Annotated in this window: 13 protein-coding genes and 1 pseudogene; 2 read left to right on the top strand and 12 right to left on the bottom strand. The window is 31.7% G+C overall.

Translation table 11 applies throughout. The annotated features are described in order from the left end of the window. Window positions 1-3: 3 nt before the first annotated feature. The 9 genes and pseudogenes from msrB to PYW31_RS07105 form a co-directional block, all read right to left on the bottom strand. A complete protein-coding gene (gene msrB / locus PYW31_RS07145; RefSeq protein WP_046837417.1) occupies window positions 4-432 on the bottom strand; it encodes a peptide-methionine (R)-S-oxide reductase MsrB in 429 nt (142 codons plus the stop codon). Continuing rightward, the gene (msrA, locus tag PYW31_RS07140) at window positions 425-952 is read right to left on the bottom strand and encodes a peptide-methionine (S)-S-oxide reductase MsrA (protein WP_046837416.1); all 528 of its coding nucleotides are present in this window, start codon (window positions 950-952) and stop codon (window positions 425-427) included. Before msrA ends, msrB begins: the two co-directional genes overlap by 8 nt. Before the next feature lie 132 nt (window positions 953-1,084). Further along, window positions 1,085-1,924, bottom strand: a complete 840-nt coding sequence (locus tag PYW31_RS07135; RefSeq protein ID WP_046837415.1) for a DegV family protein — start codon at window positions 1,922-1,924, stop codon at window positions 1,085-1,087. 10 nt (window positions 1,925-1,934) lie between these two features. Then, on the bottom strand, window positions 1,935-2,420 hold the full coding sequence (locus PYW31_RS07130) for a dihydrofolate reductase (protein WP_046837414.1): 486 nt from the start codon (window positions 2,418-2,420) through the stop codon (window positions 1,935-1,937). A 41-nt stretch (window positions 2,421-2,461) separates the two neighbouring features. After that, window positions 2,462-3,418, bottom strand: a complete 957-nt coding sequence (locus PYW31_RS07125; RefSeq protein WP_046837413.1) for a thymidylate synthase — start codon at window positions 3,416-3,418, stop codon at window positions 2,462-2,464. 264 nt (window positions 3,419-3,682) lie between these two features. Further along, complete coding sequence (brxA, locus tag PYW31_RS07120) at window positions 3,683-4,117, bottom strand: bacilliredoxin BrxA (RefSeq protein WP_046837412.1); 435 nt, start codon at window positions 4,115-4,117, stop codon at window positions 3,683-3,685. Between the two features lie 33 nt (window positions 4,118-4,150). Further along, a complete protein-coding gene (locus PYW31_RS07115; protein WP_046837411.1) occupies window positions 4,151-5,266 on the bottom strand; it encodes a conserved virulence factor C family protein in 1,116 nt (371 codons plus the stop codon). Window positions 5,267-5,291: 25 nt separating this feature from the next. Next, window positions 5,292-5,540, bottom strand: a pseudogene (locus tag PYW31_RS07110) (NifU N-terminal domain-containing protein); the annotation flags it as partial. 13 nt (window positions 5,541-5,553) lie between these two features. Continuing rightward, complete coding sequence (locus PYW31_RS07105) at window positions 5,554-5,748, bottom strand: zinc-finger domain-containing protein (protein WP_046837409.1); 195 nt, start codon at window positions 5,746-5,748, stop codon at window positions 5,554-5,556. A 253-nt stretch (window positions 5,749-6,001) separates the two neighbouring features. On the opposite strand from PYW31_RS07105, the gene PYW31_RS07100 reads away from it, so the two are divergent. Further along, entirely contained in the window at window positions 6,002-6,706 is a 705-nt protein-coding gene (locus tag PYW31_RS07100) for a queuosine precursor transporter (protein WP_046837408.1), read from the top strand. A gap of 16 nt (window positions 6,707-6,722) precedes the next feature. Here PYW31_RS07100 and PYW31_RS07095 read toward each other — a convergent pair whose 3' ends face one another. Next, window positions 6,723-7,304 (bottom strand): RBBP9/YdeN family alpha/beta hydrolase, encoded by a 582-nt coding sequence (locus PYW31_RS07095; RefSeq protein ID WP_046837407.1) that lies wholly within the window; start codon window positions 7,302-7,304, stop codon window positions 6,723-6,725. 163 nt (window positions 7,305-7,467) lie between these two features. Between PYW31_RS07095 and PYW31_RS07090 the strand changes: the two genes are divergently transcribed. After that, window positions 7,468-7,869 (top strand): ribonuclease HI family protein, encoded by a 402-nt coding sequence (locus PYW31_RS07090; RefSeq protein ID WP_046837406.1) that lies wholly within the window; start codon window positions 7,468-7,470, stop codon window positions 7,867-7,869. A 50-nt stretch (window positions 7,870-7,919) separates the two neighbouring features. Here PYW31_RS07090 and PYW31_RS07085 read toward each other — a convergent pair whose 3' ends face one another. Continuing rightward, the gene (locus tag PYW31_RS07085) at window positions 7,920-8,801 is read right to left on the bottom strand and encodes a 5'-3' exonuclease (protein WP_046837405.1); all 882 of its coding nucleotides are present in this window, start codon (window positions 8,799-8,801) and stop codon (window positions 7,920-7,922) included. A 23-nt stretch (window positions 8,802-8,824) separates the two neighbouring features. Further along, window positions 8,825-12,265, bottom strand: a complete 3,441-nt coding sequence (locus PYW31_RS07080; protein WP_046837404.1) for a dynamin family protein — start codon at window positions 12,263-12,265, stop codon at window positions 8,825-8,827. Window positions 12,266-12,275: the final 10 nt, after the last annotated feature.

Genomic DNA, 12,275 nt, shown 5'->3' with positions numbered 1-12,275 from the left:
TCCTTATTTTTCAAAGTGTTTTTTTAATTCGCCATAACCTAATTCATCAAGCTTTTCAAACGGTATAAATTGTACTGCTGCTGAATTTATACAATATCTTAATCCGCCACTTTCTTTTGGACCATCGTTAAAGACATGTCCTAAATGACTATCAGCATCTTCTGAACGGACCTCAGTACGCACCATACCCATTGTTTTATCTACAAGTTCAACGATTTCGTCGTCATCTAATGCTTTCGAAAAACTTGGCCAACCACAATCAGATTCAAATTTTTCTTCTGAAGTAAATAAAGGCTTACCTGAAAGCTTATCTACATAAATACCTTTATCAAAGTGATTCCAATATTCATTTCTAAATGGTGGTTCAGTACCATTTTCTTGTGTTACTAAATATTCCATTTCATTTAAATCGTTTTTGTTTTTTTTAATCATTTTGTTTCCCCCAATGTTTTTCGATAAAACCTTTTCTACCTGATCCACGTTGATATTGTTCATAATGTAGTGGATTCTTTTTATAGTAGTCTTGATGATAAGACTCCGCAGGGTAAAAGTTTTTATATGGTTTTATGGGTGTTATTACAGGGCTATTAAATACATCTTGCTCATTTAATTGCTGTATTTTGGCTTCGGCAGCTTTTTTCTGATCAATGTCATGATAAAAAATTGCAGGTTCATAATGTTCGCCACGGTCAAAAAACTGACCTCCATTATCAGTTGGATCAAAAGTTTTAAAGTATACATCTAATATATTTTCAAATGAAGTTATTTCAGAGTCGTAAGTGATTTGGACAGCTTCTACATGTCCAGTTTGGTTCGTACTTACAGTTTCATAAGTGGGATTATCCACATGTCCACCACTATAGCCTGAAACAACACTTTCGATACCTGGATAAGAAGTAAATGGTTTAACTAAACACCAGAAACATCCTCCGGCTAATGTTGCATATGCCATATTAGTCCTCCTATATTTATTTTGTCATAAAGTTACCATTATTTTAAGAGATATGCTATAAAATTGATTGTATATATAATATTTAAGACTAAAGTATTAAAAAGAATGTAACTTATATAGCAAAATTGTATATTAAGATCTTAACACAACTAAACCAATAGCACCTTGACCAGTATGTGTTGTAATGACCGGTGTTGTAACATTTGTATCAAATTGCGTGAAATTGAATTCTTCAGAAAAGTGCTTTTTAACTTTATCTACAAATTCGATAATGTTAGCGTGCGCAATTCCAATAGATTTAATATTCTTGTTGCCAATAAACGTACTTATTTCTTTTTTTAGAAATTGTATACTAGCGTTCTGTGTACGTGAATTATGAACTAACTCAATCTTACCATCAACTAAAGTACCGACAGGTTTAATTTTCATCATGTTACCTATAAGACCTTTGGTTTTACTGATACGGCCACCTTTGATTAACTGGTTTAATTGGCCGATAACGACATAAAGTTTAATATTCTTCTGTAGTTCGACTAACTCAGAAATGATAGTCTCTGTTGGTAAGCCCTCATTATTCCAATCAACGATGTGTTGTATTTGATATCCTAAACCATATGAAATAGATTTAGAATCTATTACGGTAACATTGCTTTCTGTCATTTGGCTCGCTTGTAAAGCTGTTTGATAAGTTCCGCTCAGACCTGAAGTCATGTGAATACTAATAATTTCAGAGCCATCTTTCCCTAGTTCATCATATAGTTCAATAAATTTTCCAATTGCAGGTTGACTCGTCTTTACATCAGCATTGTCTTCGATTTTTTGAATATATTCTTCAGAAGAGATATCAATTTGATCAATGAACGCTTCTCCATCAATAGTTAAATTAAGTGGTACTACGTGAATATCATTTTCTCTTAAATACGATTGAGATAAATCTGAAGTAGAATCAGTTACAATTTTCTTTTTATTCATATTTTTCCTCCTATGAAGTTTCCTTACGTATTAAATGTAAAAAAGTGTGAGGAATCGTATTTTTATCATCTAATTCACCTTTAACCGATGATTCAATTTCCCAATTTTTAAATGTATAAGGTGGGAAAAAAGTATCTCCATTATATTTATCTTCAATGACTGTAATGTACATGTCATCAACTTTATCAATCATTTCTTCAAATAAGGATTGTCCTCCAAATATGAATACATGCCCGGGTAAAGACATAATTTCATCCATTGAATGAATGACATCTACACCTTCATGTTTAAAAGATTTATTTCTTGTTAACACTACATTCTTTCTGTTCGGAAGTGGTTTTCCGATGGAATCAAATGTAGCACGCCCCATAACAAGTGTGTTGCCTGTAGTTAAGGACTTGACATGTTTAAGATCATTAGGTAAATGCCAAGGTAATTGGTTGTTCACCCCTATGACACGTTGTTGATCATGTGCTACAAGTATTGAAAGTGTCATAATTTTCCTCCTTGTTGTTTGAATTTAATATTTTAATAAAATTATACTGCAATTGGTGCTTTAATTGATGGATGCGATTTGTAATTAATGATTTCTAAATCTTCGTAATTAATATCAAATATGGATGCGTCAGTATTAATTTTCAATTGAGGTGCATCAAAGCTATCACGAGATAGTTGCGTTTCAATCGCATTGATATGATTCGAATAAATATGGGCATCACCAAAAGTATGAATAAACTCTCCAACTTCTAAGCCACATTCCTTCGCAATTAAATGTGTTAATAAACTATAACTCGCAATATTAAAAGGAACCCCTAAAAATATATCAGCACTTCTTTGATATAATTGACAACTCACCTTCCCATCTTGTACATAAAATTGAAACATCGTATGACAAGGTGGTAAGGCCATTGTATCAATTTCTGTTGGATTCCATGCTGATACTATATGACGACGAGAATTAGGGTTATGCTTGATTTGTTCGATGACAGTTTTAAGTTGATCAAAACGGTTCCCATCTTTATCTACCCAATCTCTCCACTGTTTACCATATACATTACCTAAATCTCCATATTTTTTTGCAAAATCATCATCGTTTAAGATGTTATATTTAAATTTTTGCATTTCTTCTTTATATAGTACATTAAAAGCTTCATCTGATTGAGCTCTGTGACCAAAATCAGTCATGTCAGGGCCACTATAATCAGAAGAATGAATATATTTTTCAAAAGCCCATTCATTCCAAATATTATTATTATAGTGAAGAAGATATTTAATATTAGTATCCCCTTTAATAAACCATAATAATTCAGTTGCGATTAATTTAAAGGACACTTTTTTTGTAGTTAACAAAGGAAATCCTTTTGTTAAATCAAATCGTAATTGATGCCCAAATTTAGAAATAGTGCCTGTATTAGTACGATCATTTTTTTGCTTTCCTATTTCTAAAATTTCTTCGCATAAATCATGATACGATTGATCAAACGTATTTAGCATAACAGCCACGCGCCTTTCCATTCCATAGTTATTTATATTTATCTTATTTGAATTTGGTGGTAATTAAAAGAAATACCTATTAATTGTGTAAAAATAACTTAAGTTAAATTGAGTATACAACATTTTTAATGAAAACGTTTGAAAAATAAAGAATAACATAAAAAAACAGCCCCCAAAAGCCTTAGCGCTAGTTTCAGGATTTGGGAACTGATTCAAATATTTAGATATTTGAGCTTGAAAAACAATGATTAACTGATTGTATAATTAGCAATGTTCATCAAAAGCATCTTTTATGTCCATGCAAATATCTTGTATATCTCTACCTTCAATATGTTCACGTGGGATAAAGTGTTGCAATTCTTTTCCTTTGAATAATGCGTATGATGGACTTGAAGGGATTTGTTGGATATAAGATCTCATCTCTTCAGTTGCTGCTTTATCCTGTCCTGCAAATACAGTAACTTTATGTGTTGGTTTTTTATCGTTTTGTTCAACCACTGTAACTGCAGCAGGTCTAGCTAAACCAGCTGCACAACCACATGTAGAGTTTATTACAACAAATGTAGTGTCATCTGCTGCTACATTATTCATATGGTTAATAACATCGTCTGGTGTTTCTAGACTTTGAAAATCTCGACCTGTCAGTTCACTACGCATTTGTGTAGCTAATTCGTTCATATAAGCTTCATATGCATTCATTTATAACACTCCTATATTTCTAAGATTATTTCATTACTTATTTCTGTTAGCAATTTGTTTCCAAACAGAGCCTAATGCTTCATCACCATTTTCAATTCTAGAAATAGCCATTTCTATTTGAAGTTTTACATCGTAAGCTGGATCATCTATATGTTTTTTTAAAGACGCTAATTGTTCAGGTCCACCTTCATCGAATATAAACATAGCAGCTCTCCAACGTACAATTTTTTGAGGATCCTCTAAAGCTTTTTCCATTTCTGGTAAGGCTTGTTTGAAACCTAAATCGCTTAAACAATCTCCTGCTGTACGTCTTACTGCAGGACTTTTGTCTTGCAGTCCTTTATATAGATAAGGCAACACAGATTCATTTTCAATCATACCAAGTAGTACAACTGCTTCACGTCTTAACGGTACTTTTTGTTCTTCATTTAACGCCTCACCTAGTAAAGGGAAATCTTGTTCTGTGGGTGTCGGAAATGATTTTAACATTCTAAGACGTTCTTTCCAGTTATCTGCTGCTTGATATTCTTCTAACGTCACATGTTGATATTGTTTTTGAGGTACTACGATGTCTGTTTTTAGTGCTTCATCAACAAGAGACTTTAATTTTTCGTCAGGATAGAGTGCTATGATTTCGTCAAAAACTTCATTTAAGATATCATCTAGCTCCCCATAACGTATGCCTAGGTCTTCCCACTTACGAAGAAAAACAATATTATCAGAATCTTTTTGTGCTGCTAACATACTATCAATAAAAATCTCTGGTAATTGTTTACGTTTTTCTTCATTACTTGTAGTAAGCTTGATTTGATACGGAATACCTTTGAATGTTAAGACTTCTGCTTTAACTTCACCAAAATGTTCATCTGGTATTGGCTGGCTAGCAGTTTCTTCTTCGGCATTAAGCATAGCAGTCACGCTAGGCAAAACATCCTCCCAATCAAATTTAGGTTGCTTATCAACAGCTAAAAAATCCATAACATAAAATATAGATTTGACGCCTTCGATTGCTAATATGTCATTAATAAATTTAGGTTGTTCATCTTTAACTGACGTATACGTATTTGATTTATTGTCTTCCCTTTTCTCACTCAATACAATTTTCATTGTGTTTGGGCTCGGTGTTGGTTCAACACGAATTATTTCCATTAAAGGAACCTCCTTATTATGTTTCGCTTAAAGTAGCTGTAACTTTAGGTATTACTTCGTCCCAATCAAATTCAGGAGATTTATCAACAGCTAAAAAATCCATGACATGAAATATAGATTTAACGCCTTCTACTTCTAAAATATCGTTAATAAATTTAGGTTGTCCTTCTTTCACCACTGTATAGGTATTTGATTTATTATCTTCTCTTTGTTCACTTAATACAATTTTCATTGTATTTGGGCTTGGTGTTGGTTCAACATTTATGATTTCCATCTAAAGGACCTCCTTATTGTAATTCGTTTCCTATTTGTTTAATTTGCTTACCAATAGAACATTCATTTATACAAAAATGATGTGCTTGGGCTTTGCCTTCGTTCTTTCGAATGTGGTGTTTAAGTAGACATTGATTGCAGTAGGTGTTCATTAAATGATCTATTGCACCAATAGCTTCCTTCTCAGAGTAAGTAAGAATAATAGTCACTCTCCTGTATTACTAAAAATGAAGTGAAAGTACATCGTAAATGTACAATAATATGATTTGACACTTGGTCGTATTATATCATTTGTGGCTACGATTGTTTAATATTAAATTTGTGTTTATAACATTTATACAAATCAAATATTATAGAATTGAATGCTTTCTTGCAATTTTATAGTTTTCTGGTAAAATGATGCAGTTGTTAATTTTGCGGTTTCTAAACACCCGCACTATCAAAATTTAGGAGGAACTTAAATTGTTTAATGAAATATTCGGTGTTTTAACTTTCTTTGTAACATTTTTATTATTAATAGCTATGTATCGTCTCTTTGGTAAACATGGCTTAATTGCTTGGATAGCAATCGGAACAATTATTGCAAATATTCAAGTGATTAAAACGGTAGATCTTTTTACGATTTCAGCTACATTAGGAAACGTCATGTTCGCTTCTATTTATTTAGCGACAGATATATTAAATGATATTTATGGACGTAAAATTGCTAAACGTGCTGTGTGGATTGGTTTTAGTTCAACATTAGTTATGATTATTGTCATGCAAATGTCTCTACATTTCACACCTGCAGCAGTGGATACTTCGCAAGGCGCATTAGATGCAATATTTAATCTGGTCCCAAGAATTGCGCTTGGTTCAGTGATAGCATATATTATTGGGCAACATTTGGATGTCTTAATCTTTTCGCTTATCAAGAACGTATTTAGTTCAGATAAGACTTTTATTATTAGGGCATATGGTAGTACAATTTTTAGTAACATTATTGATACGGCATTATTTGTGGCGATTGCTTTTTATGGTACTATGCCAAATGCAGCTGTATTTGAAATATTTATTACTACGTATCTCTTAAAAATAATTTCAACAGTTTTCAATGTGCCATTCGGTTATTGGGCAAAATCAATGCACCGTAAAGGCAAAATACAAAAATTAGATGAAGGTTATTAATAAACACAGAGATTGGTTACATACCAATCTCTGTGTTTATTTTATTTAGTATAGCAATAATTTGATCTTTTAAAAATTCAAAGGTGTGATAGCCCTCTGTATCAAGGAAATGGCCATTATGAGTGATAATTTGAGTTGATACTCCTAATTCATTAGACAAACGCTTAGTAGCTTCTACATCCACTATAGGATCTTCACTAGCAGCAATAGTTACAACGTTTTGGGAATTAACTTTATCACATCGTACATTGGTTTGTTTAATATAGGTATCTAACTCTGGTAAGTTATCAAGGGTTTCATTAAAACCAGATATTAAAAACAACCCTTTAATTTTTGGGGTAAATTGTTGATGGGATAAGTAATTGAGTATGGTAATCACCCCGAGACTATGTGCAACAATAAGTGTGTTTTCATTTAGTTTGTCTTTTAAACGATCATCTAAAGCTGCATACCAATTTGAGGTCTGTGGGTGATGCGTATTAGGCAAATAAATAATTTCTACTTGATAATGATAATACGCCATTTCTTTGGCTAACCAATCGAACCAATGGCTATTTATATTTGCTTGATACCCATGTATGATAAACATATTATTCATTGTATCACCTTCCATTTTCTAAATCCGACTAATAGAGTATGCATTATTTATATATCATAAAAGATTCAGTTAGAAATGCCAAATGATTTGATTATCGAAATATATAGTATATCAATGCAGCATTTGATAAGATGAGAATATCTTTAATGATGTGGGTGAAAATATGGCGAAAATATATTTTGATGCTGCCACAGCTGGTAATCCGGGTGAAAGTGCTTGTGCAGTTGTGATAATAACAGATGAACAGCGGATACAATACGATACAAATTTAGGAATAATGGATAATCATAGTGCTGAATGGGCTTCATTAGTTTTTGCATTAGAATGTGCGTTAGAACATAATATTACAACAGCATTAGTTTACACAGATTCTAAGTTAATTGAAGATAGTTTGACTAAAAGACAAGTTAAGAATGAAAAGTTTAAGTATTATTTTAATACGGTGCTCAACTTAGAACCACGATTTGATTTGTTTTTTGTTAAATGGATTCCTAGAAATCAAAATAAAGAAGCAAATCATCATGCTAAAAATGCATTATATAAAATTACTAAATCCAAAAAATAAATATAGCGCATTGATTACATAATAATCAATGCGCTATATTTTTATTCATCTTAACTGAAGTGTGTTGATAAGTATTTACCAGATACATACAACTCATGTTCATTACATACATTTAAAATCTTAGAAATATCTGTTCCAAATTTCATATCTTGTAATAATTCATGCGTGTCCAAAGGAACCTCAGTATGAATTTTAGCAAGCGACTTAGATAATTTGAGGTTTTGCATATCTGCTTCAATTTTCTTTTGTTGGCCTGGTGTAAGTTCATTTAAAGCATCAAGTACGGACTCTACAGAACCGTGACTTTGTATTAATTTTATAGCAGTTTTTTCACCTATTCCCTTAACACCTGGATATCCATCTGCGCTATCTCCCATAAAAGCTTTTACATCAATAAGTTGTAGAGGAGTTAATCCATATTCGCTTTGAAATCTATCAAGTGTATAGCGATTATAAATATTGAAGCCTTTTTTAGTTAACCAAATTTCTACATTAGGATTAATACATTGGAGAATATCTTTATCTCCAGTGATGACATAAACTTGATTGTCCTCTGAGTATTGATGTGCTAGTGTTCCAATCACGTCATCGGCTTCATAATTTTGTACACCAATATTCACAAATCCAAATTGATTAGACACTTCTTTTACATAATCAAATTGTGGAATGAGTTCATCAGGAGGTGCTGGTCTATTTTGTTTGTATCCATCAAACATATCATTTCTGAAGGTTGATTTCCCCATATCCCAACATACAGCAACATGTGAAGGACTAATTTCATTTATTGCTGTGAAAACGTGACGTACGAATCCTTGTATACCATTTGTCGGTGTCCCCGAAGAATTGCGCATAAATTGATTGTGAAGACTCGTAGCATAATAATGGCGAAATAATAATGCCATACCATCTATCAGTAATATTTTGTTAGACATTTTGTGAAGTACCTCTTTCTTTTTTACAATAATGGTTTTAATTGGGCATTTGTATGTTGTAATTGTTCAACAAGCGCATGATCAATTTCAAATGATAATAATTGTTTAATTTGCTTATGAATATCTTGTTCAAATTCATAGAATCTTGCTTCAGCATTTTGGTTCATCTTAACAACAATTTCTATGAGCGCTTGTCTTAAATCTCCAATGCAAGGCGCTAAAAGGTTAACTGTTGAATAGGTAATTTGCGTTTGTATTTCATTTTGTGTTTTAGCTTGTAGTATATTTTTCTTAGATAAAGATTTTGGTAGTGAATCAATCATTGTAGTTAAATCTAATTTTAAATAGGGTTCATCTAAATTGATATCACTTTTATTAAATTCTGGTTCGAAAAATATGTGAATTTGTTCCAATTTTTGTTTTAAAGGCGCGATTTCAATATGAAGTTGTTCATGGAAGTATTTCTTAACACGTTCAACTAACAAAGATTGTTCTAAATAAAGACGTTGATGTATTTGATCTAAGTATATCTTGGTAGATTGACGTTTTTCTTCAGAAAAATTACTGTTTTTTGTCATCTGTCCATTATAAATCGATTTGACTTCATCAAGCAATTGTAATTTTAATCGTTCATTCAGATGATATATTTGATCTTCGACTTCATTTGACGCACGTTGTTCTGCAATCTGTAATATATCATAACCTAGTACGTTAGACTGATCGTACCGCTTCAATTGTTTTTTACGTTGCTCGATTTGAGCTTGATTGTTCTTTGAGTCTTCTATCATTTGATCAAACGCTTCGGAAATATGCATCAGTTGTTGTAACATTTGTTGTTGCAGTATGTCTTTAGACTCCACTTGAGAAAAATATTGTATGCTTTCTTTAAGCTTTTCAATGCCTTCATTATGAGATTGCAAGGCTTGTCTACTAGAAACAGCAAAAATGTCCGAATCCATATTGACTTGTGTTAATGCATCCCCTACATATTCAATCACATCGTTTAAGTCTTCGTCAGTTTCTGCTAAATCAGTAGCGTTGATAATCATTTTAAACGATTGGTTTTCGTTTAATTGGTTCATTTCTTTCATATGTTCAATAAAGCGCTTATCATTTTCAGTAAATGAATGATTAAAATAACTTACATATAAGATTAAATCAGAAGAAGTTAATATTTTTTCGGTTTCATTCGTGTGTCGTTGATTATTAGAATGTAACCCTAATGAATCAACTATAATTTTATCTTTTAGCCAATCTAGTGGTAATTTAAGATGTACAGTATTAACGAATGTGGCAAATTCGTCTTCTGCACTCCATTTTTTTATTTCTTCTTGTTCTATGGTATGCGTAAGACCTTGAGAAATCATGTCTTCGTACATGTTGTAGTGATTTTCAATTGCATTGACAAAAGCCAATTTATTTTTTTCCAAAGTCGCTTTAAGTTTACTTGTGTTTTTATTTAAAAATGCTTCTATACTGTCGAAATTTTGATTTTCGATTTCAAAAACTTGATTTAATTCTTCTAGTAATTGTTCACTTGATTTTAATGTAATTTGACTTTCGTTACCATATGATAATTCTGTCATAGCTGCAGTTGTTGGATTAGGAGAACTTACTAAATAATTATCACCGAGTAAAGCGTTAATTAAACTACTTTTACCAGCACTAAATGTCCCAAAGACACCGATTTTCACTACTTTTTGTTCTAATCTTTCTAACGTGTCGTTAATATCCTGCTTTGTCTGAGCAAACAGTGGGATATCTTTAATCAAGTCGAGCGCTTGCTCTATCGTTCTTGTATTATCTTGATTACTGTAGTGTTTTTCAGTAGTAGCTTGATGAGTTGCTTTTATTGAATCTGGTTGAGTTTTTGCTTCATAATTAATTTCAGTACGGTCTATCAATCGATCTAACGAATCATCTATATGAATGTAATAGTGCATATAATTTTGTGTCCCAAGTGATTCTCTAAGATTACGTAATTCGATAAATTTAACATAGTCATTATAATCGTCTTCTTGTTCCGTACCTATATCGTTTGCTTTTGAATATTTTATAGCCTTTTTAAAAAGTGGATCTGATACTTTAGCGATGTGTTGTTTCAGTGATTTCATTAAATCATCTGCAAAAGTAAGTACATATTGATTACTAATACTAATTTGCATTTGATATAAATCAGTAATAAGCTCTGGATGGATGGTGTAGTGTTGGTTTAATATTTCATCATTGATTTCAGATGAATTAATAAAGCGAGTTAAGAATGACATATCACCTCTGAGTGGTTGTCTTATTTCTTGATTCACTTTTTCTTGTATATGTCCTACTAAATCATCTAAACGAGATTGTTGTTCTTCGATTGTTTTACTTTTTTTATTGAATAACCCGCCTACTTTAAAATCTTTTGTACGGCTTTCTAAGTAAAACCTGATTTTCTCCCTTGTATCATGAGTCATGATATATGCATTTTCTAAGATAGTTTTGCGCTTTTGCTTTAAAAATTCATAAAGACGTTCAGGATTGTTTAACAGCTTTGCTTCTTCACTTACTTGTTGGTGCTGTTGAAAATTTAAATATGCTTGATCAAAATCCGCTTCAAATATATCGAGTTTATCTAATAAATCTTGTATTTCATATTGTATATAGGATAACTGCTCATCAGTGATAAATGTCACAATTCTATCTACATAATCTTCGATGGACTCTCTGTTGTTATCCTTGTCAACGAGGTAATGAGAAAGCGAGTCAATTTCATTATACTCATGTTCAAATTTAGACACATAGTATATGCGATCTAAATTGATTTCCCATTCTGCAATGGACTTTTCAACACGTGATTTAAAAGTATCGAAACTAATTTCTGCTTCGTTATGTTTATCTATTTGGTTAATCACAAATACAACAGGCACCCCAGCATGATTCAATTGTTTCATAAACTGAAAATTTAATGCTGATTGCACATGGTTATAATCCACCGTGTAAAAGAGAACATTACTTGTATACATAAATTCTTCTGTGCTGGATTGGTGCGTTGCTACATTTGAATCTACCCCCGGTGTATCTTGTAATGTGAATCCTTTATTGAATTTATCTGAAGGACATTTAATCTCTACAGATTCTACATCAATATTTTCTCTATTCATTTGTTTAACTTCATCATAGTTATTGAGTAATGTATATTGTTTGTTGCTTAAGTTAGCGATAATTCCTTTTTCATCTGTAACGGAAACTATGGCTGTGTTACTAGTAGTTGGTACAGGTGAACTTGGTAATATATTTTCTTCTAGTAGTAAGTTAATGAGTGTAGACTTTCCAGCAGAAAAGTGGCCTACAAATGTAGCAGTATACTGTTCTAAGTATACTTTTTTAATAACTTGATTAATAATATGGACCAATCTTGTATTCTTTGATTTTTCGACTTCTTTTTTTAATTTGTATAAAATATCGAGTTGCTCAGTATTAGACATCATACTATCC

It is taken from the genome of Staphylococcus succinus, assembly GCF_029024945.1.
In the GTDB taxonomy this organism is placed as follows: Bacteria; Bacillota; Bacilli; order Staphylococcales; family Staphylococcaceae; genus Staphylococcus; species Staphylococcus succinus.
The sequence above is the reverse complement of the archived record's forward strand: the minus strand, read 5'-3'. Positions and strand labels throughout refer to the sequence as shown.

What these genes read in the sequence shown, in the direction of transcription:
- msrB (WP_046837417.1), bottom strand. Translation starts at nt 432, where the DNA reads ATGATTAAAAAAAACAAAAACGATTTAAATGAAATGGAATATTTAGTA.
- msrA (WP_046837416.1), bottom strand. Translation starts at nt 952, where the DNA reads ATGGCATATGCAACATTAGCCGGAGGATGTTTCTGGTGTTTAGTTAAA.
- PYW31_RS07135 (WP_046837415.1), bottom strand. Translation starts at nt 1,924, where the DNA reads ATGAATAAAAAGAAAATTGTAACTGATTCTACTTCAGATTTATCTCAA.
- PYW31_RS07130 (WP_046837414.1), bottom strand. Translation starts at nt 2,420, where the DNA reads ATGACACTTTCAATACTTGTAGCACATGATCAACAACGTGTCATAGGG.
- PYW31_RS07125 (WP_046837413.1), bottom strand. Translation starts at nt 3,418, where the DNA reads ATGCTAAATACGTTTGATCAATCGTATCATGATTTATGCGAAGAAATT.
- brxA (WP_046837412.1), bottom strand. Translation starts at nt 4,117, where the DNA reads ATGAATGCATATGAAGCTTATATGAACGAATTAGCTACACAAATGCGT.
- PYW31_RS07115 (WP_046837411.1), bottom strand. Translation starts at nt 5,266, where the DNA reads ATGGAAATAATTCGTGTTGAACCAACACCGAGCCCAAACACAATGAAA.
- PYW31_RS07095 (WP_046837407.1), bottom strand. Translation starts at nt 7,304, where the DNA reads ATGAATAATATGTTTATCATACATGGGTATCAAGCAAATATAAATAGC.
- PYW31_RS07090 (WP_046837406.1), top strand. Translation starts at nt 7,468, where the DNA reads ATGGCGAAAATATATTTTGATGCTGCCACAGCTGGTAATCCGGGTGAA.
- PYW31_RS07085 (WP_046837405.1), bottom strand. Translation starts at nt 8,801, where the DNA reads ATGTCTAACAAAATATTACTGATAGATGGTATGGCATTATTATTTCGC.
- PYW31_RS07080 (WP_046837404.1), bottom strand. Translation starts at nt 12,265, where the DNA reads ATGTCTAATACTGAGCAACTCGATATTTTATACAAATTAAAAAAAGAA.